This is a genomic window from Arthrobacter sp. KN11-1C (genome assembly GCF_052180225.1).
Lineage (GTDB): Bacteria > Actinomycetota > Actinomycetes > Actinomycetales > Micrococcaceae > Arthrobacter.
Genome location: NZ_CP197467.1, coordinates 2434932 through 2455590, shown reverse-complemented (window position 1 = coordinate 2455590; position 20659 = coordinate 2434932). Strand labels below are relative to the sequence as shown.

The window sequence follows — 20659 nt, the reverse complement described above, 5'->3', positions numbered from 1 at the left end:
TTCGACCCCACCGCGGCAGCCGTTCCATGACTGGCAATGAAGTCCAGGATTTTGCGGTATCCGGAGCCCACGGCAAGGAACTCCTGATCGGCCAGAGGTTTGCCGTACTCGCTGATGATGGCGACGTGGTGAGTATCGGCATGCGTGTCGACGCCGACGAAGTCATTTAGCGGTTCTTTTGCCAAAATGGAAACTGCCCTTGAGATATCAGTGATTAGTTGACGGGCACGTGGGCCAGGTGGGCAGACAAAACGGTAATGGGACTGGTCGAATCAGGCTCCTATGAAGTCATGTCCGCCAGGCTCAACGCGCTTATAGCGGAACTTGAACCGGCAGACAGATCACAGGGAAGACAGCACCGGCACGCACGTCAGTTTTCAAGCGGGTCACACCGGTTCAAGACCAATTCCATTATTACCGTTTTCAGGGCCTGGAATGCAGTTCGAGTCCCACCTCGGGCACAGTGTTTCCGCAGGTCAAAGACCTGTTTGCTCTTTACTGTTGACAAAGCTTTACTTTTCAAAGCGGAATGAAATCTTTGCTACCCTGCCACGGTACGTTGGCCTTGTCATATAGAGCCAGCATCAAGCTTGCTCAACTCAAGTCACTCTCCAGGATCGGCGCGACAGACGTAGCCAATCCAAAGGAGCCGAAGGCCCAACGGGAAGTGGAGCCCGCCATATTGCGCCATACCCGTCGGATATCACCCTGGCACCCTCAGCCGCCAAATGGAGCGGCGATTCCTAAGAGATGGGGCGGCCAGTGGATAAGGGCCGCTACTTGCCGAGGCCGGGCAGACCTGCAGAGCGGACGCTTTTGACGCTTTGGGTGTGCCTCGATGTTGACCCGCTCCATGTATCGCGGATGTAGTGCTGAGCGTCTAGGAACGATATGACGGAGCGCATCCGTTCCAGCTCCCGGATGAGGTCTGTGCGATCTGCCCCGGGCTTGAGGGCTCGGGCTTTGTGCAGGGTTTCCCTGACGTCACGGCTAACGGCGCGGGCAATCGTCGGGTAGTTCTCGTCCTTCTTGGCCCACACTGTCACGATGAAGGCAACCTGCCTGCCCTGCAGCTCGCAAGCCCCAGCCAGGTCTTCGAACCTCACAGATTCCATCGTTCGTCGTCCATCCCCAGTCGCTCGTTACCGACCAATCTAGTCGGATGGGCGGCGCCGGCAAGGAAACGTGGTCAGCATGTGGGAGTGCGTGTCTTCCGGGTTACGCGAGACCCCCTGACTCACCAGCAACCGGCGAGGACGATGCATTCGACGTGTGACAGGGCCAGTTCCGTAGCATCCGGGGTTCGCCTGCATCACCAGCAATGCGACGTGAAACGCGAGCTGGTCGTGGGGGAACGGCGTCGGGCACAGCAGAGCATGACCGACGCGGAGAAGGCGGCCACGCGTGACTTGCAGAGAAGGCACGGAAAGAGGCAGCGCGACGATGGCGCGTCGCGGAGCATCGAGCCGGCGCAAAAGGCCCTTCTTGAAGCCTGGAAGCACAGGCCAGAGGGGCTGGAATATGCCTCGCCGTCTGCGTGATCCAGCTCAACGGCAGCCCCACACAGTTGACCACAATCATGTGGGTTTTCACGCCGCCTTTCCTGCCTTAGCGGACGCTGACCGTGCCTTGCTGGCATGCTTGGGCTCGTGGTCAGCGCCGATGGCTGCGGTGAGAACGAAGAACCCTCTTCACCTCCAATATCCCGATTTTCTTGGGAGTGCCGCGGTTCAGTCCTTTTTGCCGGGTGCAGGCACCCCGGACCGCGGAGTGCTGTTCCTTGACGAGTCCGTCAAGCCTTAGCACCGTGCGCTATCTAAAGCCCAAATGTGGGCGGGAAAGCCGATGCCTGACGCTCCAATCCTGCGCACCGCGACTGTTAGGCTCCCAAGATGAGTAAGAGCAGTCCCGGTCCCCGCAGCTACAGCAGTGCCACTGTGCGGGCGCTCTTCACCCTCTCGGGAACGACCTGTTACTTCCCGGACTGCCCGCGTTCCGTCGTCACTTTCATCGACGATGAGCCTTTCACCGAGGTTCAGATTGCGCACATACGCGCGGCAAGCTCCGACGGGCCCCGCTACGACCCCGACATGACCGATGACGAGCGCAGAGCATTCGCAAACCTGATCTTGCTCTGTACCCCTCACCACGAACTGGTCGACAAGCGGCACCCGGAGCGCTATTCCGTCGAAACGCTTGTGGAGTGGAAAACCGGGCGGGAAACCGCTATGGGCATTGAGCGGCAGAATCTGGCAGGTGTCAACGAAGACGGCCTCATTGAAGCCATCCTGGCAGCTATCGCCAGCACTCCTCCTCAGCGAAAGGTTGTCGTCGAACTAGGGATTGGCTACTTCGGAGCCCAAGGCTTGATTGAATTCCCAACCGAGACCGCCAACCAGTTCGTTGGTCTGGAGCAGTACAAGAACCTCGGTAATCAGATCCTGCTGCTGACAGTGCGGAATACCGGGACACTGCCGGCCTATTGGGACGGGCATGTGCTCTACTACCACCCCTGCGGGATCGCCCGTGCCGGCGATAACTATTTTCCTTACGACAATCCGACGTTGCCTTGTCGACTCGAGTCAGGACAGTCCGCACGCTGGTTGTACTTCCTGCCTGAAGTCAGTAATTTAGTGGCATTCATGCGAGAGAAGAAGTTAGCAATTGAGACGCTCGTGGCGAAAGTCAACCTTGGATCGGGTGAATCGATCGAATCAAGCCCGCTGTCAGTGGCGTTTCTTCCAAACTGATCCTGCTGCTCGTCTTGTAGTCCTTGGCCCGGACGGGAACTATCAAGCCCTTAGCGGAAGTTTGCCGTTGTACCTTGCTAGAGCCCGACCATGACGACTGACTTCACTGCCGAGGCGGAAAAGCTGGCAGAGCTGTGCCGGGGCATCTTTGGCGACGAGACCAAGTGGATTTCACCCGATGATTACCCTCGCAACCTGGCGCTCTGCATCAATGACTCGATATTCTCCACGGGCTCGCACTACACGCACGTCATCGACGTCGTGAACGGCTACCGGGCCACCGGTGCACGGAGGCTTAAGACCCCGAGTCAACAAAAGCCGGGGCAGTCCCGGACATAGTCCAGCTTGTCTGGAAGTGAACGCAGAAAACGGGAAGAAGTGGGCGTTGATACCGCCCATGAGATGTCGTAAGGCAGAAAATAGGTTGGCCTGTGGCGATTCAATGTCATGATTGTCGGTGTGACTGAAATGGAAGCGGGAGCTGAGGCGTCCGCTGCGCCGCCCAAGATCGGTCAGCCGGGGGTGATAGCTTCTGTGACCGGGCATGGCACTGCTCGTGGAATCCCTGAAGCCCATCACCTTTCACTCCAAATGGATGACGGCTCTGTTCTCGAGACGCGCATGCCGACCCCGCAAGGCGTAAAGATCTCCGGTGGGTTGCTGCCGGTTAATGTCGAGTACTTCAACTTCGGCGAGTGCCCGATTTGTCTAGTACCGAGCCCGTCAAGCCGAGAACACGTTCCGCCGCATTGTATCGGCGGCAATGTGCGGACGCTCACCTGCGAACGGTGCAACAACGAGTTCGGAAGTCGGTTCGAGCCGCACCTTCAGACCTGGTACGAACGGTCACTCGGTCGGGTTCGCATCTCAGGCGGGGATGTCCGCGGTCGCCGCAACGGCGGACAATATCTCTATCGAGAAACGCTGACCGGCGAATATGTCCTCTTTCAGACTGGGCGTTCCGACCCAAACTTCGACCGCATGGTTCAAGGCGGCAGGATCGAAATCACGGTCCCGGAATTCAACGAAAAGGCGTTCCGGCTCGCGGCGCTCAAGACTGGGTACGTGGCGGCCTGCCTCATCATGAAGGAGGTTCCTCGAACCGAACGCGCCACTGCGATCCGCGCCGAGCTGGTGGCCGCACGGGACCGTGATCGAGGAGAGGACTACGAGTTGAGCGCCCTCGCCCGATCGATCCAAGTGAGCCGCACCGCAGCCGATCCGGTGCCCGGCGAGATCGCCCTCGCCGAGATGACGGAAGCCGACGGGTCGACGTTCTTCGCCGTCAGCTTCAACCGTGTCTTTGCAGTCGATTGGCCCCTTGACCCGATCTTCATCCGGGAGGCAGGAGCTCCAGATCCTGCAAGGACGCAGTCTTGACCGGCCAACGACGCTGTGCCTTTTGCGGGAGTGCGGGTCCGCTCACACGGGAACATGTGCTTGGGAACTGGCTCAGCAAGATTGGTTTGGAAAGCGCGCCCGTCGAGAATGTCGCAGGCCCGCTCAACCGGATCGGCAAATCGCTGGGCGTGGCTCCACCGTTTCAGATGACCGTGAAAAACGTGTGCAAGACTTGCAACAACGGCTGGATGGAAGGCCTCGAGCAGGTAGCCCACCGAGTCCTCACTCCGCTAATCCTTGGAGAGCCCGGAGGGATCCACCAAGGGGATCAGGGAGCTGTCGCCGCATGGCTTCAGAAGACCGCACTCGTCGCAATGCTCGTGTCTTCGGCTGACGACAGGGAACAAGGCTACGGTTTACCGCCCTCGGAGTATGAACTCCTGTATCAACTACGCAATGACAAGACGCCACTACCAGCCAGCATGTTCTGGATCGGGCGATACTCAGGTGAGCTAAGGCTGGGATCGGTTTGGGTGACGCCGCTCTCGCTCAACGTCGATCGGCTGCCAGAGTCGGACATGCCGCACGCATACGCGATGACAGTTGCTTTGGGTGCCCTTCTCATCCACGGCATCCGATTCACAAATTTGCCCTTCTATATTGACGTCGCGACAGGACACCTTTTCGAGCACCTCTGGCCTACGCAGGAAGCCATGACAGGGACCAATTGGGAGGATCTGGAGGAACTCGGGGACACTGAGTTTTTGGCTCTCGCACGTGGGCGAAGCTTCGTCGTACCTGAACCGGAGTTGACGCTGCGGCCCTGGCGACCAGCGGCGGAACTGAAGGAGAGCACTCTGGTCGGATCCATGGTCAAGCTCCCGACCTTGTGCGGCAAACATGTCACCTACTACCCGGCGTCACTGGTCGAAGAGGCACTGTGCGGCCGATTTTATTGGTTCAAGGCCTCATGCGACTGCGACCAAATTGCCTATCTCGTTCGCACCGAATCAGACGGCGCACACGCGAAGTCCGCTGACACTCCTGAACGGGTTGCAGCTCAGTACGACGCACTCCCTGGTCCCGAGCTCGTTATCGAGAATCCCAATGGTAGGTTTGTCGTCAAGCCAGCTTCGAAGGTCTCTTGAATAGCTGTCGTGAGCAACAAGTGCCAAAGACCTCGTTTCGACTGTCGCTGACGGGGATTCCTACGAGCCGAATGATCCATGAGCAAATGGCTGAGGGCCCCACAGCTCCTGGCCGTGAAGACAAGGTGTTCATCTACATCAAGGAGAGCACAACCAGGACGGACGCGATCAACACGGCGTCAGGGGCGTGTGGACTGGGCCAGGCATTGCCATGTAGCAAGCTTTCATGTTGCCTAATCGACTACGAATGCCAGGACAAGTGGTTTTCCACCTACGCGATGCAGCGGTACGGGAGCTGGGCTAAGGCTAAGGCCTTCTGGCTTCAACACCACTGGTGGTAATGGATAGTAAGGAAGGCTATGCGAGGGTCTTCCTTATTTTCTTATGCGCTGGCGGGTTCTGGCTTATCGTCATATTTGTCGGCGGGAACGGCCTCAAGTCTTGAGATCATCTGCGACTCGATGGTGCCGATCTCCAAGGCCGTGACAACGACGTTCACCGAGCTAAAGCGCTTCTGGAACCCCTTGACTACCAATGCCACCACTGCGATGAGGCCGATGTATCCGGCCCAGGGCCACAGAGTCAGCGTGCGGTCCATCCCGAGAATGATGAACTGAGCGGACAACATTGCTATAGGTGGCGCAATACTTAGCCGGAATTCTGACTCGGACCTGTCTCGGTCATAGCTCCCGTAAAGCAACGGGTTCTTGTCCTGGAGCTTGATCGCAAGTGAGGGTATGGATTGGACGATCTCTTCAGAGACGGGGGTGCGGAGTTCCTTGAGTGAATATTCGCGCCACTCATCGTCCATCATGCGCTCGTTGCCCTGGTTCTCCGTATGGAAGATTTGGTACTCTCCCTCGCCGTCGATCATGGATCTAAGACGAAACTCCCGTTCGATTTCGAAGCCGTTCACCCTGCGGACTCTCGCGCGATGGAACGCTGACTCAATATGGGCATTGATCACATCGAGATCGCTACGGGAGATGTAAGGAAGGCTGAGCCGTCGGCCGAGGCGGATAACGGACCCTGCCTTGATGTCCACCATGAGCAACATGCCGATGACATACGCCAGGAAGCTTAGGACTCCGACGTAGATCGTGGGGGTCAGGAAGTTGCCGAAAGCATTGATAGCCCCCATCACGCCAGTCGTCGCGTCCTTGTCGGGTAAAGGCATGCCAATGAGTGTCCACACGACAACGAGCCACAGGTATCCGGTGACAAGCGGTGTGCGGAAGTCCCGGAAGCCGGGCAGTATTTGAGCGAGCAATTTTCCCCCTAGGAGACGAAGCTCTAGCAGACTACCGCCACGGAGGGGCAACCAAGTGCTCATACACTGTTGACATGCCTTCCATGTCTTTCAAGTTCAAACCCGCAGCTATCAGCCTGGCTCTCGGTGAGTCCTCCACAGCGGCGTCAACTGACGACACTGACGAGAAACCGGTCGATCAGCTCAAGTTAGTACATGCGGAGGTTGACCGGCAGCGTGCTGCCGTCACGCAGCGGCTGGCCAGCATGCACACCAGAGGTGCGATTTTAGTGACCGCATCAGGCGTTTTCAGTACGGTTCAAGCCAATACGTGGGTGTCGGGGTGGCAGTTCATCGGCATCGGACTCTCAGTCATCGCGGCTGTCTTTGGTCTCCTGGCGATGCGCCCAACAAGCGGGCTGGACGCGTTTGCAGGGAAATCTTTCGAAGACAGACTGTGGGCTGACACCTACAGCGTCGAGTACAGCATCGTCACGGATAGCATTACAGGACTATCGAACGACATGGAGTTGGTGGCCAAGACCGCCAATATCGTCGTCATCGGTTACGCCATCCTTGCAGTGGCATGGTTGGCGATGCCGGTGATGGTTGCTCTTATCAGTTCGAAGATTATTTAGAAGGATAGAAGTTGGGCAACGACAAACCTAGAAGTATCAAACCAAACGTGAGCATCCCCGCGACAACAGTGCGGGTCTCTAAGTCCACCGAGTTTTCAAATCGCGAGCCGAAGATCCCCACGAATCCGAGGCAGAGCGGTTCGAAAGATCCAAAGACGAAGTGATGTAGCGTCAGCCCCTATCGATACGGTGGGGGCTTTGCTCTTTTAATTTCTTCGTGTTATTTCTCAAGACATCGGTGACAGTTCTGCGGGCTTTGGTGGCGTGTCGTAGTCGACATGGAGGTGAAACTCGACGCCGACACCGGCGCCCTCGTCGTCATGGGGTCCGATGTTCGTGACCTAAACACTAGCCTCGCCCAAGTGCGGCCGGCCGATCACGTCCTCCGGATTTGGTGGATCCAATGGCTTCCATTCGGGCGCGGTAATGATGACTAACGATCTCCGGTTGATGGAGTCCCGGTGGCAGTTTTGCCGTGACCGGCCCTTCATGTTGCGGTAGATAAGGCGGATCGAATGCGACATGGCTTGCCCCGGCTTGCGTTGAGAGGGATCAGCTGGCGCCCCCTGCTCCCAGCTGATCCTCACGAGCCGACCCGCCGTCAAGGAGTCACGACGGGAAACGGCCTACTTGAAGAGGAAGATGGTGGGCATTGCCCTGGAGACCGGCTTCCCCCAGCGCGGTTAACCGCCTTGCCGGCAGATGCGACGGCGTCGGGCTCAACAAGTTCTGGGTACGGGTTTTCAGTTCGGTACTAACGCCAGGCCGACGCGCTGCGGAAGTACGTTGAAGCGGTGGGTGGCCGGCTTCGTGTCGAGGTTGAACGCGGCGACGAACGGATCCAGATCGCCTGACCCGCAACTCATTTCGTATCTTCGAATAACGTGGTCGTGTTCGGGTGCAGGCTACGAAAGTAGGAAAGAGGAGGTGTTGACAATGTCAACACCTTTGGCTTCGGATCGGGTCGTACATCGGGCGGATTGGCTCGGATTGCCTATGTTTTCGAGAGTTCCCTGTGTTTCCGGGGCCTGGAATGCGGTTCGAGTCCCACCTCGGGCACAGCATTCCCCCTCGTCAGAGGGGGTTTTTGCTTTAACATGTGTACAAAGCCTGTGGTGGCGTCCCTCTGACGCTAAGTTCGCGGGCTTTGGCTTTGGCCTGGCCGCCGCGGCGGCCTGTTCAGGTGTATGGAGTGGCAGGTTCAGGGTCCTGGCTGGTGGGCCTTCCGCCTGCTGTGGGGTGGGTTATGCGGTTCCTCGTTCCGGTTCGCTCTGGTTGGTCGTGGATGGCCAACACCCGTTCATGGTTCAGGGTCCGGGGTACAACATGATGAAACCGGCTTTGGCGCTCAGATTTCCTGGAGAGCTGCTTCCCGACCGCAAGCGGGAGCTGCGCCTGTTCGCTTGTCCTGTCAAAGAGGGTGTGGACAGTGTCCACACTTAAGTCTGATTTCTGGAAGTGCCGATGGCGGTCCGAACCGGGGTCCTGCTGGGTTCGGAACGCGGGATGAACATCTTCTACGATTGGGTCCGCGGCCACAACGGGCACCCGGTGAACGACCTCGCAGGCCGGCTCGCGGTGTTGGCCCGCGGGAACCGGGAATGGGTGTCGATAAACTGACCAACGCCCAGATGATCGCCTCGATCCGGGATGACGCCAAGTAGGTCCGGGTGGGGGAGTGGCTGGAAGGCCAGCATGCGATGGTAAAGGTCGGACAGGCATCCTGAAGATCCATCGGTGAGGCCGCACGCCGCTTCTTCAAGAAGTACGCCACCTTCACCGGCCGGGCCAGCCGCAGCGAATACTGGTGGTGGGCCCTGATCGCCGCAGGCGCCACCGTCAGCGACTCCGGCGCGATGGTCCCTGGCCCTCGTCGTCCGGCGCCTGCACAACGTGAACTTCAGCGGCTGGATGATCCTCATCGAGCTGGCCCCGTTCCTCGGGAGCCTGGCGCTGCTGATCATCATGATCCTTCGGTTCAAACCGGAAGGTCAGCGCTTCGACGTCCCCGCCTAGGAGCACTCCTGCAAATGCACTGAAGGCCACCGGCATTGTGCTGGTGACCTTCGGTTCGTCGCGATCGTCCGCCTTCGACTCTGGCCGGGGCCGGTTCTATCGCCGGGCCGACATTCTTGGTTCACTGACAAGAACGGAACTGATTGCACGAGCGCACGGGAGGACGCGTGGCCACAAACGAGGAAGTTCGCCGCAGGTTCCAGCGCATCAGCGACTTGGCCCTTCCAATAGTGGTCTTCGAATTCGTTGCGAGCGTCCTGAGCCTCATGGGCATCGATTCCGAGCCGCGGCTCTGGATCCGAACGATCATTCTGGCGGTCGCGGTGACGGTACTCTGCGTGCAGGTGACCCGGTTTACGTTGTGGCAGCGCGATGAGTATTGGCGAGAGCGCGGCAAGGACCCCAAGCACCCGGAACTGCCGGGGAGGACGGACGGCTCCTGAGGTTTTTAGAATTAGTCCCACCCTGACAGGGGAGTGGGAGACTTTCAGTAGTTTCGATTATTGGGACCGCACCTTGCAGTACGGATCGAGGGAGCACGATGGATGGTGATCGCACGGCCTTCACTGTTGCGTTTCCCGAAGCCAGGAAATTCAGGGCCGTCAGGATCATCTCGGGGGTTTGCTTCCTCGTGGTCTGGTTCCAGTTGGGTGTCGACTTGTTCGGGACAGCGGAACTTCCCAAGTGGCCCGTGTTCATCGTCGCGGGACTCGCGATGGTCTTCGCCTTCGGGTTGACTATGTATGAGAGACGGAAGTGGAAGGGGCTTGCTCTTGTCATCAACCGCAGATTCGCAGAAGAGTTCACGGCCCACACCGGGTGCGACTATCCGCAGGACGTGGACATCTTGAGGGTCCAACGATCCATCGCCGTCCGAAGGCCTGACGGGTCCGTCTTGCTCTGGGGCGTAAGCCGCTCCAAGGATGGGTTCATGGTGTTTCCGATGGCCTGAGAGCAGCAGTATGCCGAGCTGAAGCGCCAATAGGTGACTGGGCGCCCTGCTGGGAATTCTGGTGAAACCTGGTCCGGCTAGGGGCTGCCTACATTGAAAAGATCGCCATGCAAAGCCAAAGCGAACCCATGACCATGTACATGAATCCCATGCCTTTGAGTGTTGGTACGTCGGCAAAGGTGAACTGCGCTGGGGAGAGGCCCCGGCTTTCCTTGTACATGCGGGACCATGAACTTGCCGCGCCGTTGATGTCTCGGAAGATGCAAAATCCGAAAACTAAAAGGAACACACCCGCCGCACCAAAAGCGATACGAGATGGCCAAAACTGCCGTGTGAGGACATAGATCAACGGGCCTGCGATGAAGAGTGAAGGGATCATCGACGACAATGCGCGAGCGGGCTGTGGCATCTCAGTGACGAGGCGCCTGATCAACCGGATAGTTTTGATGACGCCTCCAAGATCCGAGCGGCTTGCCGATCCATTGCATTCCTGCAAGCAGGAAGGCCCACCCGAGGTGACAAGAGATCGCAGCCGCACGTTCAGCCCGGTGTTTTGTCGAGGTCCGCCATCTCGGTCTAGCCCCGGATTCAGCTTTCCGCCTGCACCAGGGTGAGGTGCCCGAAGCACTATGAATCCGGCTCGGGTCCGAAGGCCTCGCCGAAGATCATGTAATCGTTCGCGACGGGAATGAAACCGTAGCAGTATGGGGCGAGCCTTCTCTGCGTTAGATGCGTGCCCGCCGGGAAACAGGCGCTATCGGCGGGGATGATTGGCGCCATTATGGTGTGTCTTCAGGCCGCCGTGCTCCTTTGAACTGTCCGTTCCTCTTCTTGTAGATCGTCTCCTCTTCTGGTAGATCGTCGCAACATCACGAAGTTAGCAACGGCCAAGACAAGAGACATCACGACCAGGGCTGCCGAGTTGCATGTCCCCTCGGTCTCGGTTCCCAGCGACGGAGCTCCAGTGTCACTGCCGGGAGTATTGCACTATTTTGTTATTGCATGGATTGCGCGCCGTTACACCGGTGACTCTCAGGGACAACGTCCGTGAGCCGATCCCCTTTCGGGCTGCGTTGCGGCGACTCACCTGGCAAAGAATCGGCCTTGCCCCTGACGCGTTTTGGGATCCATCGGGTAGCCAAGCTCCTCGAGGCAATCCAGTACCTCCGTAGGGTGATAGGTCCAGAATGTCCACCAAGTTCCGTCCGGCCGCAGGAATCCCAGACCGTGAAACGTATCTAGGCCCCTCATCGTCCGGTAAACCAGGCGGACGTCATCCCGTTCCAGTGTCCATGGGCCGAAGAACCTGCCTAGCCCGTGCCGCGCCCGGAACTCCAGATGGTCCTTTGTGGGCACGAGAAGGATCCATGGCGTGCCCGCCGCGAACTTTCCGGGGACAGCGAGACCTCCCCTGAATTCTGGCTGCTTCTCCATCTCATTCCAATCCACCTCAAGGCGCTCTCACGTCACCGTACCGCCTGGTCGGGTGAGGGTGCCCGATCCGGCCCTTCCCTGAAGGGCGACCGCCTGGATGGGGACCCTGCAACGGGCGCCGCAATCGAATCGTCTCAAGGTCGATTCCTCGATGGGGTCGGACGACTGCTTTTCCGAAGAGGGAGACTCCGACGACGCGGCGGAATTTTTTGGCTAGTGTCTTTCACGTTCCGCGCAGTCAATCCTGAAGTTATTGACGACCGCAAGGAGGATCACCACTAGCAGGATTGTTGGTAGCCAGTAGCCAAATCGGTTGCCGCCTTGAGCTGCAATAAACAACCCGACATCCACAACCCCGACCGGAATAAAGGACAAAGCCGGCGTTTTCTTGTTCCAAAACTTAGCCATTAGTCCCCAATTTACTTCGGTCGTCTACGGAGCGTTGGGTTCTCGATTCCAGCTCTTGGCCAAATCGGGACCTGCTCGTCGATGTCGATGGTGCTGAGGCGCGCTCGTCCCGTCGGTGGATCCTCAGGGGGTGGCGTTCGGTTTGCGGGGCCATTCGCGAATGATGTTGGCGACGGTCACGGTGATGCCGGCACCCAGTCCGCCGTAGAATCCCCCGCCGAAACCGATGAGGTCGCCTGCAGCCCAGGCCAGGAGCGGGAACATCAGCACGGGTGGAACAAGCATGATCGCACGATGGACCCACAACTGCTTTCGGACACGTTCCGGGGCGTTAAGTGAGAAGACGGCCAGAAGCACAAACAGCACGGGGATGAGCAGCGCCGGGAACATCCACTCCCGCAGGGGCCACCAGCGCCAAAGCACAGCGCCGGCCATCCCGAAAAAAACCACCACTGCCACACAAGCTCCGACAAGGATCGCCCAGCGCAACCGCGAGACTCGAAGCTGCTCAAGGCCCCGGGCGACCATAGCGGATTCTTCCTCATCGTCCGCCATCGCGGCTGACTCCTTGAACGGTTCCGCAGGGATGTCTGGTTCGCGGACTAAGAATCATTATTGCTATGGCATTCATTCGTGTCCCCCTAAGCATCTTGACGCCACGGAGTCGCGTGAAGTTGCCGGCGCAAGCATGCCCGAACCACGCTGGCCTTGTTCTCTTGCGCCACGGATCTCGCGTAACAGTGAACATGCTGCTAGCCACGGTAAACAATCAGCAAGCTTCCTAACTAGAGTGTTCGATACCCGCTTGCGCTCGAGAGAGTAAAACCACATGGATGAGCGGTTAGAAGTCCGCCTACCAATCGGGAGATGGACGCTCAAAAGGTGATGCCAAAAAGGAGCCATTTAGCCATCAGTACCGCCCGGTGGGGGATCGATCACCGTACTCTTGGTGCGCGTTAAGCGAACCCTCAACGGGCTATATCTGAGTCCCAGAGGCTTCCCTTACCGCCCGTTGAAGCGCCAGTCGATGGGAATGGTTACCGTCGCCATGGACTTGTACCGATCAGTCAGTGTTGTTTGTTGTGATCTGCTGAGGGTCGACCAAGGCTGAATAGGTATCGGCGCCAAATGATGACGTGAGGACCGGCAAGAATCCCGGCGAAAAGGATGCTCATCCATGGAGGCTGGCCGCCGTTAACAACGATCAGGAGTGCCCATGGCCCTGAGCAGAACAGCGCCACGATGGACCACAACAGTCTCTTACGTACGTCGGCTGGTTCCATGCCGGCATCGTAGCTGCGCACGGTTACGGGCGACAGCCTCGGAACGAAGAGCCTTCTCGCAGGAGAAAATGCACGCTGGTGGATCCCTCACCGCGCGCCGAAGGTCGGAGGACGAATGTTCTGTATAGCTGTTGGTCTAGAAAGGGCTATCCACTTCAATCCGCCGGGTTTACAGTCCTATCTATCGAACTGGAGGATATAGTGAGCAAAACGCAAGTTCTGGCTATCGTCGGCAGCCTCCTGATTGGAACCGTCGTTTGTGCCGGAATTCTCGCAGTAACCCTAGGACCCGCAAGCACCAAGTTCTGGCCGGCGCTGGGTACCAACATGGTAATTGTGGCCATCGTAACGGCGCTAACTCAAAAGGCCCGAAGAGGCGATGACGGCCGAGCGGACAAATTTCGACAATGAAAGCGGCGTCCAGAAACCGAGGTCGTACGGGAATCCTCATTCGGGCGGGGTCAGATGTAGAGGTCTTCGCCTCGAAAGTCTGAGACCCGAAGGCGTGCATCTGGCGCCAAGGCTTTCCCTGAGGCAAATTCCGTGCCAGCATTTGCACAAATGCTCTGGACGGAGTGCCGTGACGGGTCGAAAGCAGAAAGCCTTCATTGCGACAACCACTGTGATTTTGGCTATTGGCATTGCGGTCTGGATCCAACTTACAACGGGCTCCCCGGCTGTGACGGCGGCGGCTTTCGCGTTAGCTGGTCTTCTTGGCTCCTATTTCGGTTGGCAGTGGTCTCGGAAGAAGTCTGCAGAAGTTGAGGGCTATCGCCAGGAGCTCATCGGCAAGAGGACAAATCTGCACCCGGATGGGCGAGAAGACCTCGGCGATTGAGCGTTAGATCGGACTGCCGGCCCCAATACGGCTCTCCGTCGGCTGACCGCTCAACTTCGGCCCCGCGCGCATAAGGCTCCGAGCGCTAAATGCATAACCCCCGACGTGAGCCACGTGCCCGCAAGCCCGTCCCCTACCGGTTTACGGGCAGTCACACTAATCAATCGATAGGGCGTCTGACCCCGGCTGCGAATTCTCGCTGTGCTCCTCGTGATCGACGGCGATAGCCTTACATCCTCCTTTGGAAGCAAAGCGGCGCTGCGTGGAAGACGCTGATAATTGTTAGTCTCGGCCCATGACCGGATTTCCTCAGTTACTTCACACGGTTCTCGACGCTGCTGATGTGCGAGGACTCGCGGAGTTCTACCGCCAGCTTCTCGGACTCCAGTACCGGTCAGGAGACGAGCCCGCGGCCGAGGGCTTCCCTGATGATGTCGACTGGCTTGTCCTAACTGATGCGGAGGGCAATCGTAAGCTCGCTTTTCAGCAGGTTGATCATTTGAAGCGGACCACATGGCCTTTGCCTGATGTGCCAATGCAGATGCACCTCGATCTCACCGTTCCTGACCGAAAAACCCTCACACATCAACACTCCAGGGCACTGGCATTAGGGGCCGAGCTCCGCTTTGATCGTACGGACGATCCGAACGAGCCGCTGTACGTCTACGCCGATCCAGCCGGTCATCCGTTCTGCATCTTCGTAGGCTAACGCAAGCATGAAATCCCCGACCGTCCCGTTCGGGGATGGTTCACCGGGACCCTCCTTCACTGCCTCTGTGATGTCCGCCCGTTTTTCGATAGTTGTTCGCCAGTGGAGAAGTCACCAAGGTACTCGGGGGCGGAATGTGTTGGCAGTTCCTCGTCACCAGTTGGCTGGCGGCGGCGAAGTTTCTGGTAAATGTTGTTGGATTCCTGACGCCCTATGAGAGCAAGGACTATGACTGAGAGGATCGCTGAGACACCGTAGGAGATACTAGCCACTACAGTCAACCTGCTGCTCAGTGTCAGGAATGCGATCGATGCTGCTAGCAGAGTCAAAATTCCCAGGACGATGGTGAGGTTCCTGGCCCATAGCCGTCCCTGGTAGTTCTTCCAGCCCATCCATAGCCACAGGGACGCCGCTGCTAGGAAGAGAAGACCCTTTATGACCCCCATTGGGGCAAAAGGGGCACCTGGTGAATTTCCGTCACCCTGAAGAATCCCTGCGGTCAAGAAGAACTGCACGGCTGCGAGGACCACAGCGACTTCAGCCCCGGCGACCAGAATCGAGCAAACGACTACGACATTGGTCGGAACACGGGGCGTCATGATCTGAAGCGTACCCGGTCGCGTAAGCCGGTCCCTCTCGGACCTCTCCACCGGTTATAGCAATGTGCGCGGTGAGGGATCCCTAAGCGTGCGTGTCTAGGTAGCTGTTGGGTCGTGAAGTGATCCTTCTTCGAGCCGGCGCGTGAAGTTCGACAGTGCGTGGCTTTGGAGCTTGTGGTCTGCTCCGAGCGCTGCGGCCGCCGCTACCTGGAGGGGTAGAGAGGCGCGGTACACCTTCGCCCGCGCCAGCACGTCTACGTCCACAATTTGCCCTGCTCTGGCCGCGCCGTAAAACCCGATGAGGGAAGCAACATCGATTGCAGGGTCTGCCGCACATGCATTGTCGAAGTCGATCAGGCCCGGTGTGCCGGAGTCGTCCCACAAAATGTTGTGCGGACCGAAGTCACCATGGACGAGAGAAGGCGTTACCTCTTCCTCGAGGCTCAGAACCTCCCGCACCACAATCTGAGCAGCCTTCCGCACGCGGGTGCCGGAATCTGCCGTGATGCGCTCAACGACGTCGGGCCAGGAGTTTCCTCCGCACCACGAACGTGCAGTAGGCAGCCCTGTCAGTAGCTGCGCACCTTGAAGGTCATCGAGGATACCGACGAAGTAGTGCCGGACCTCATGCCACGGCCGGTCCGCCCTATGGGCTCCCGCGACAACGGTGCACGCCATCGCTGACCAGGTGTCACCGGTCAGTGTCCGAAGGAGCTTCGGGATGCGGGTCTTGAGCCCGGCACTGCCGACGGCGAGGAGCGCTGCACTCTGACGGGCGATCTGCGCCTCATGGTTGGCAGCAAAGGACACGCGCACGACGCCGGTTGAGCCAAGCACCGCGACATGATGAAAGGCTCCATGACTGTATACGGGGCTTGTCCACGCCAAATCCGGCCAGACACTCCGAAGAGCCGACCAAGCCGGGGAGGCGTCCCGCTCAAGAGTGCTCATATCCAGCAGTCTGCCATTACACCGAACGTCCCGCTGAGGGATCTCGGAATTGAAACGCTTTGGAAAAATAAGTTTCGGGGTGCATGCTGGCAAGGACGTTCAAGACTTGTCGGAGTCTCTTGTCGGCAGTGGAGCATGACCCCAGGCTCGGACAATGATGGAAGAGAACCTTGAGTTCCATCCACGTCCAGGGCCTACAAATCGTTCTCGGCCCTTGCGCTTGCCAATGAGTTCATGTTCCTTACGGCACAGCCAATAAAGTGCCTCTAGTCGGCGTGGAACATCCGCTATGGGAATACCAGCGTAGGCGGCCGAAAAGGTCATTAGTTTGCCCATTGAGCGTCCGGCAGTGTCGAAGCCCCAGATGACGGTCATGACGTCGATCGTCGGGCTGTGCAAGTTGACCGCAAAGCGGCGGGTCGCCCTGCCCAATGCCCATGCTGCTCCGTGGACAAACCCGGACAGACGACGGTAGGACTCTTCTCCCAGCTCGGGAAATTGAAGCCGCATGAGTTCAACCGCTGAGATTGTCGATGAGGTCGGCTTGAATGTGCCAGAGGGATCGATCACCCGATTGCCCTGAATTTCAAAACCGGCGTTAGACACAAGGAGGCCGATGCCTTGCAGAGTCATTTCAACTCCGGCGTTCATCTCCTCTAGCTCTACTGGCTCGGAGTTCGTAGCGGACTTCGCCATCTTCGATTCCTCGCTATTGCTCCAGAGCATCAGTGCAGCCATGCGCATCAATCTTTCTTCCGGCGCAATCCCAGGGTCGATCACGTAGCAGAATCGAGCGGCCGATTCGGCGCAAATACGCGCCATCGCAAGGAAAGGCCAAGGAAGTTGGTTGCCCATGAGGAGCCGGGGGAGGGAAGAGAAAGACATGGTGCCATGGCTCAGAAGCACCTCGAGGTGGTCAACGCCAGTTGCCAGAAGAGAGATCCTGGCTATTCCTAGATCGGTGGTGCCGAAGTGCTTCATATCGCTTGCCATACCACCGCGCCCATTTCGGTATGGGTTGTGGCGCAGGCGTTGCCGAGACCACGTGCTCATCAAGCGCCGGGTCCCGTGTTCCATCTTGCGCGGAAAATTCCACATCGGTGCAGCCTTCCCGGTTATACCATGATCTAGCAATCTAACCGCAGCTCGCCCGAGGTTGGCCTTAAGCGATGTTTTCTGAAAACGCAATGGCTAACCTTCGATTTCAGTGTGCCGCTGAAAGCCGGTGACTGGATCCGAGTGAGGGCGGGTCTGGGCGATGTACGTATGACCCGCACGGTGAAATGAACGATGAGGGGGCGCTAACAGCAACTGCCGCCGGGGACAGCGCGGTACGCCCTACCTCGGAAGCCTGTTTCATCAAGCGCGAACGCTGTCGACGTCAAAAACGACCCTTTTTGCATATGGGTCGGGCCGTGTTGGTTAGCTGTGTGACTCGCAACGATAAATGGCGGCCTTTTCGCAGCGCTATTTGTCACCCTACAGCCCGTTGGGAGGATCCATCATCGCGGGTGTTCGACTAATCTCCAGTGTCCGCTTGTGGCGCGAGCCGCCTGGAATCAAGCCACTCCGCGTCATTCCAGAGCACAGGCGTGGCGCCCACTGGATCAAAACTGATCCGGGAATCATTGCTCTGCACAAGGCAGATCATCCTGTGCCCGAACAGAGCCGCTTCTCGGGAGCGCTGGGCGATGATATCCAAAAGGGTCTGCGCCGTCCCGGGACAAGCCAATGCGAAGGCGTTGTATCCGAGGAACGTCAACACGAACCCGGTGGCGTCGGCGTCCCAACCGTAGTCATGCGAGATGACATCCCGAAGGCAGTCATTCAGGGCGTCCAGGTTACGGCGGTAGTAGCTCGGGAAATCAAGCGCCTCGGAGATCGCCCCATGCATATCCGCCTCGCCCGACCACGATGATGCGTCCAAAATAGTGACTTGGTAGCCTTGTTCGGCCAGCCATGTGGTTGTCTCATCGAGCACGTGCCGCCGATGAAACAACGAGACCGCCGTGTTTATCAATAGGCGGAAGTCTAGATCGTGCTCGAGATCTGCCTCGGAGTCGAAAGCATTCATGCAGCGATCTTACGGCCCTTCACTTGGCGGCCGGCCCTCGATAAATTGGAGATAACCCCGGCAGGTCGGGAGACACAGGATCGGCACACACGGCTCATGGCACGGTCAGGTCCGCCAATTAGCCAGCCGATCACCATGCCGCGGAAGCCCACCCACTGGTTCAGCTGGCCGAGCCCACGCTCACGGCCACGCCTCAATCGCGGCTCGCGCTGACCGCTCCACCCCTCGTCCCATAGAGCTGGAATGGAGCACGATCGCCAGGAGCTCGGCAGCCAGTTCGAACGCCATCGGTGATGACTCGACCGGATCGAAAGCTGCACGATCTACAACGATGCGGCCGGCCGGCAGCGGGCGACGAATGAATCCGTCGACGACCGACTGCGCAAACCCGTCTGGCAGTCCCGGAATCAGCGGGGTCCACAAACGGCTCTTGCACGAAGGCTTCCCGGCGTAGTCCTCGCCCGAGGTCTGCACCTCGATCAGAAGATCAGCGCCGTCTTCACTGGGAGTGAAAGCCCCTCCCAGGAGTGCTCGCGGCATCAACCCACCGCCGTGTCGGACGATCTCCACAACGGCACGGACCGGCCGAAGGGGTTCCCGCGAGGACTTCGTTTGAACCGACTCAAGGATGGTCCGGCCCAGGGTAAACGATGCGGTCAGCTCCTCGTCGATCACTGACGCCCGCCGGGTTCCCAGGGAGATGATCATCTGATCCGGCTCGCCACTCGCGCTAATGCTCATAATCAGATCGTCTCAGACGGCGACTGCCACATGGCTCCGCGACATCCTGGCATCGCAACGGCAGTTCACAAACGATCGTTTGCGCGAGGATAGCGACCCGAACTCTTGCGATGTCACGGTGGGCGTTAGCGTCCGAAACACGTTTACCCCACGGAAACGATGAAAGACGCTGGCATGTCATGGACTTTGCATCAAACCGAAAATCTCTAGATTTCGCGGATTTTCGAGACAACACAAGCCGTTGGCAGGCAACGAAATATGCTGTGCTACGAGAAGAGGTTAGGAGTTCGGATCGCACCTCAGGATTCGCTGGTACTGTTTTGGTACCATGAGGTATGGCCATGAATTTGCGTGTTCCCGAAGACCTCGACCGCCGTCTCGATGACCTTGCCGCCGAAGAGCACACGTCCAAGTCGGCGCTGCTGCTCCAGGGGGCTGAGCTTGTCCTGCAGAGGCACGGGCGAAGCCGCGAGATCAATGAGGGTCTGGATTTCGTGATGAGCCATGACGCGGATCTGCTCAAGCGCCTTGAGGATGCATGAGTTCGTACCTCGAAATTGAGGACGCACTGCAAGTGATCGACCGGTACGCCTTCCACGTCCGCGACATCGGGCTGCTCGCGTCCGCCTTGGCGCGCCCCGCAACGACGGTCATGGGCACGGAAGCCTATCCTCAACTGGCCATGAAGGCGGCGGCGCTGCTCGAGTCAGTGGCCAGGTTTCATCCGTTGATCGACGGCAACAAGCGCACCGCGTGGACGCTCATGGTCCTGCTGCTGTGGATCAACGGCTACCGGCACGACTTCAACACCGAAGAGGGTTTCGACTTGGTTGTGGGAGTGGCCGCCGGCGACATCGATTTGCAGGGAAGTGCTGTCCTGATCGAGCAACACTTGATACGACGGTAGATCCAGTGGGCGCGCCCGCAAGCTGATTATCGGGGTTCTTTCACGTGTGGTCCGGGGGGAGCCTGGGGTGAGATTTGGGGTGTGTACAACATACACACTTTTGCGGTCGGACTGGGTCGTACATCGGCCGGACTGGCTCGGATTGGCTATGTTTTCGGGAGTTCCCTGTGTTTCCGGGGCCGGGAAGCCGGTTCGAGTCCCACCTCGGGCACAATGTTGTCGCAGGTCAGGGGCCTATTTGGCCCCTGACTGTGTACAAATCTCCAAAATATTTGTGCAGAGGCCTAGCATTTTTATTTGGCCCGCCTTGACCTCCTGATCCGGCCGTCCAGCGGAACCACCCGGACCTACCAGACGATGCTGGATCTTCATGTCCGGGACGTCATCGATCACATCCCGGTGGACAAGCTCGATTACCGGCAAATGAACCACTGGGTGAAGTCGATGATGGCCCCATCGTGAAGCCGCAAGTCGCTAAAACCTGATGCCCGGGCAAAGTCCTCGGTCAGAGCCCGGACACAAAGTTCCAGGGCTTCATCCCGTGCCATCGACTGGGGCGGACCGGTTGATATCCCGATCGCACAGACCTTTCCGCCCTATCCGGCAGCGGCCGAATGTACA

26 protein-coding genes and 1 pseudogene are annotated in these 20659 nt (G+C 58.5%); 16 read left to right on the top strand and 11 right to left on the bottom strand.

Translation table 11 applies throughout. The annotated features are described in order from the left end of the window. The first annotated feature begins 26 nt into the window (after window positions 1–26). Window positions 27–170, top strand: a complete 144-nt coding sequence (locus ACSBOX_RS11620) for a hypothetical protein (RefSeq protein ID WP_442542592.1) — start codon at window positions 27–29, stop codon at window positions 168–170. 606 nt (window positions 171–776) lie between these two features. On the opposite strand, the gene ACSBOX_RS11615 is transcribed toward ACSBOX_RS11620, so the two are convergent. Further along, window positions 777–1115: a hypothetical protein gene (locus tag ACSBOX_RS11615; protein WP_442542591.1), complete on the bottom strand. Its 339-nt coding sequence runs from the start codon at window positions 1113–1115 to the stop codon at window positions 777–779. A 213-nt stretch (window positions 1116–1328) separates the two neighbouring features. Here ACSBOX_RS11615 and ACSBOX_RS11610 point away from each other — a divergent pair, with 213 nt between their 5' ends. The 5 genes from ACSBOX_RS11610 (at window position 1329) to ACSBOX_RS11590 (ending at window position 5239) form a co-directional block, all read left to right on the top strand. After that, window positions 1329–1541: a hypothetical protein gene (locus tag ACSBOX_RS11610; RefSeq protein ID WP_442542590.1), complete on the top strand. Its 213-nt coding sequence runs from the start codon at window positions 1329–1331 to the stop codon at window positions 1539–1541. Window positions 1542–1892: 351 nt separating this feature from the next. Continuing rightward, window positions 1893–2750: a hypothetical protein gene (locus tag ACSBOX_RS11605; protein WP_442542589.1), complete on the top strand. Its 858-nt coding sequence runs from the start codon at window positions 1893–1895 to the stop codon at window positions 2748–2750. Between the two features lie 90 nt (window positions 2751–2840). Beyond that, a complete protein-coding gene (locus tag ACSBOX_RS11600; RefSeq protein ID WP_442542588.1) occupies window positions 2841–3089 on the top strand; it encodes a hypothetical protein in 249 nt (82 codons plus the stop codon). A gap of 129 nt (window positions 3090–3218) precedes the next feature. Next, window positions 3219–4130, top strand: coding sequence for an HNH endonuclease (locus ACSBOX_RS11595; RefSeq protein ID WP_442546020.1), 912 nt, complete (start codon window positions 3219–3221; stop codon window positions 4128–4130). Continuing rightward, entirely contained in the window at window positions 4127–5239 is a 1113-nt protein-coding gene (locus ACSBOX_RS11590; RefSeq protein WP_442542587.1) for a hypothetical protein, read from the top strand. The genes ACSBOX_RS11595 and ACSBOX_RS11590 overlap by 4 nt, the downstream gene beginning before the upstream one ends. A 382-nt stretch (window positions 5240–5621) precedes the next feature. Here ACSBOX_RS11590 and ACSBOX_RS11585 read toward each other — a convergent pair whose 3' ends face one another. Beyond that, entirely contained in the window at window positions 5622–6416 is a 795-nt protein-coding gene (locus tag ACSBOX_RS11585; RefSeq protein ID WP_442542586.1) for a hypothetical protein, read from the bottom strand. 167 nt (window positions 6417–6583) lie between these two features. On the opposite strand from ACSBOX_RS11585, the gene ACSBOX_RS11580 reads away from it, so the two are divergent. Further along, complete coding sequence (locus ACSBOX_RS11580; RefSeq protein ID WP_442542585.1) at window positions 6584–7126, top strand: hypothetical protein; 543 nt, start codon at window positions 6584–6586, stop codon at window positions 7124–7126. Between the two features lie 743 nt (window positions 7127–7869). Here ACSBOX_RS11580 and ACSBOX_RS11575 read toward each other — a convergent pair. Further along, window positions 7870–7992, bottom strand: a complete 123-nt coding sequence (locus ACSBOX_RS11575) for a hypothetical protein (RefSeq protein ID WP_442542584.1) — start codon at window positions 7990–7992, stop codon at window positions 7870–7872. Window positions 7993–8590: 598 nt separating this feature from the next. Here ACSBOX_RS11575 and ACSBOX_RS11570 point away from each other — a divergent pair. The 5 genes and pseudogenes from ACSBOX_RS11570 to ACSBOX_RS11550 all read left to right on the top strand — a co-directional run bounded on the left by ACSBOX_RS11570 (window position 8591) and on the right by ACSBOX_RS11550 (window position 10094). Next, window positions 8591–8746: a hypothetical protein gene (locus ACSBOX_RS11570; protein WP_442542583.1), complete on the top strand. Its 156-nt coding sequence runs from the start codon at window positions 8591–8593 to the stop codon at window positions 8744–8746. A 113-nt stretch (window positions 8747–8859) separates the two neighbouring features. Then, window positions 8860–8928: pseudogene (locus ACSBOX_RS11565) on the top strand (DUF805 domain-containing protein); the annotation flags it as partial. Window positions 8929–9019: 91 nt separating this feature from the next. Next, the gene (locus ACSBOX_RS11560; RefSeq protein ID WP_442542582.1) at window positions 9020–9142 is read left to right on the top strand and encodes a hypothetical protein; all 123 of its coding nucleotides are present in this window, start codon (window positions 9020–9022) and stop codon (window positions 9140–9142) included. 167 nt (window positions 9143–9309) lie between these two features. Next, complete coding sequence (locus ACSBOX_RS11555) at window positions 9310–9585, top strand: hypothetical protein (RefSeq protein ID WP_442542581.1); 276 nt, start codon at window positions 9310–9312, stop codon at window positions 9583–9585. Between the two features lie 98 nt (window positions 9586–9683). Continuing rightward, window positions 9684–10094 carry a hypothetical protein gene (locus tag ACSBOX_RS11550; RefSeq protein WP_442542580.1) on the top strand — a complete coding sequence of 137 codons (411 nt, stop codon included), beginning with the start codon at window positions 9684–9686 and terminating at the stop codon, window positions 10092–10094. An 88-nt stretch (window positions 10095–10182) separates the two neighbouring features. On the opposite strand, the gene ACSBOX_RS11545 is transcribed toward ACSBOX_RS11550, so the two are convergent. From ACSBOX_RS11545 to ACSBOX_RS11535, 3 genes are all read right to left on the bottom strand, one after another. Next, window positions 10183–10473, bottom strand: a complete 291-nt coding sequence (locus tag ACSBOX_RS11545; RefSeq protein WP_442542579.1) for a hypothetical protein — start codon at window positions 10471–10473, stop codon at window positions 10183–10185. Between the two features lie 1268 nt (window positions 10474–11741). Then, window positions 11742–11936, bottom strand: coding sequence for a hypothetical protein (locus tag ACSBOX_RS11540; RefSeq protein ID WP_442542578.1), 195 nt, complete (start codon window positions 11934–11936; stop codon window positions 11742–11744). A gap of 123 nt (window positions 11937–12059) precedes the next feature. Next, window positions 12060–12491, bottom strand: coding sequence for a hypothetical protein (locus ACSBOX_RS11535; protein ID WP_442542577.1), 432 nt, complete (start codon window positions 12489–12491; stop codon window positions 12060–12062). Window positions 12492–14352: 1861 nt separating this feature from the next. Between ACSBOX_RS11535 and ACSBOX_RS11530 the strand changes: the two genes are divergently transcribed. Continuing rightward, window positions 14353–14766 carry a VOC family protein gene (locus ACSBOX_RS11530; RefSeq protein ID WP_442542576.1) on the top strand — a complete coding sequence of 138 codons (414 nt, stop codon included), beginning with the start codon at window positions 14353–14355 and terminating at the stop codon, window positions 14764–14766. 56 nt (window positions 14767–14822) lie between these two features. Here ACSBOX_RS11530 and ACSBOX_RS11525 read toward each other — a convergent pair whose 3' ends face one another. The 5 genes from ACSBOX_RS11525 to ACSBOX_RS11505 form a co-directional block, all read right to left on the bottom strand. After that, window positions 14823–15365, bottom strand: coding sequence for a hypothetical protein (locus tag ACSBOX_RS11525; RefSeq protein ID WP_442542575.1), 543 nt, complete (start codon window positions 15363–15365; stop codon window positions 14823–14825). 96 nt (window positions 15366–15461) lie between these two features. Then, the gene (locus tag ACSBOX_RS11520; RefSeq protein ID WP_442542574.1) at window positions 15462–16202 is read right to left on the bottom strand and encodes a phosphotransferase; all 741 of its coding nucleotides are present in this window, start codon (window positions 16200–16202) and stop codon (window positions 15462–15464) included. A 213-nt stretch (window positions 16203–16415) separates the two neighbouring features. After that, on the bottom strand, window positions 16416–17309 hold the full coding sequence (locus ACSBOX_RS11515) for a hypothetical protein (RefSeq protein ID WP_442542573.1): 894 nt from the start codon (window positions 17307–17309) through the stop codon (window positions 16416–16418). A 526-nt stretch (window positions 17310–17835) separates the two neighbouring features. Next, complete coding sequence (locus ACSBOX_RS11510; RefSeq protein WP_442542572.1) at window positions 17836–18390, bottom strand: barstar family protein; 555 nt, start codon at window positions 18388–18390, stop codon at window positions 17836–17838. A gap of 180 nt (window positions 18391–18570) precedes the next feature. Next, a complete protein-coding gene (locus ACSBOX_RS11505) occupies window positions 18571–19131 on the bottom strand; it encodes a hypothetical protein (RefSeq protein ID WP_442542571.1) in 561 nt (186 codons plus the stop codon). A gap of 341 nt (window positions 19132–19472) precedes the next feature. On the opposite strand from ACSBOX_RS11505, the gene ACSBOX_RS11500 reads away from it, so the two are divergent. From ACSBOX_RS11500 to ACSBOX_RS11490, 3 genes are all read left to right on the top strand, one after another. Further along, entirely contained in the window at window positions 19473–19673 is a 201-nt protein-coding gene (locus ACSBOX_RS11500; RefSeq protein ID WP_442542570.1) for a ribbon-helix-helix protein, CopG family, read from the top strand. Next, window positions 19670–20038: a type II toxin-antitoxin system death-on-curing family toxin gene (locus ACSBOX_RS11495; RefSeq protein WP_442542569.1), complete on the top strand. Its 369-nt coding sequence runs from the start codon at window positions 19670–19672 to the stop codon at window positions 20036–20038. The genes ACSBOX_RS11500 and ACSBOX_RS11495 overlap by 4 nt, the downstream gene beginning before the upstream one ends. Before the next feature lie 297 nt (window positions 20039–20335). Continuing rightward, entirely contained in the window at window positions 20336–20500 is a 165-nt protein-coding gene (locus ACSBOX_RS11490) for a hypothetical protein (RefSeq protein WP_442542568.1), read from the top strand. Window positions 20501–20659: the final 159 nt, after the last annotated feature.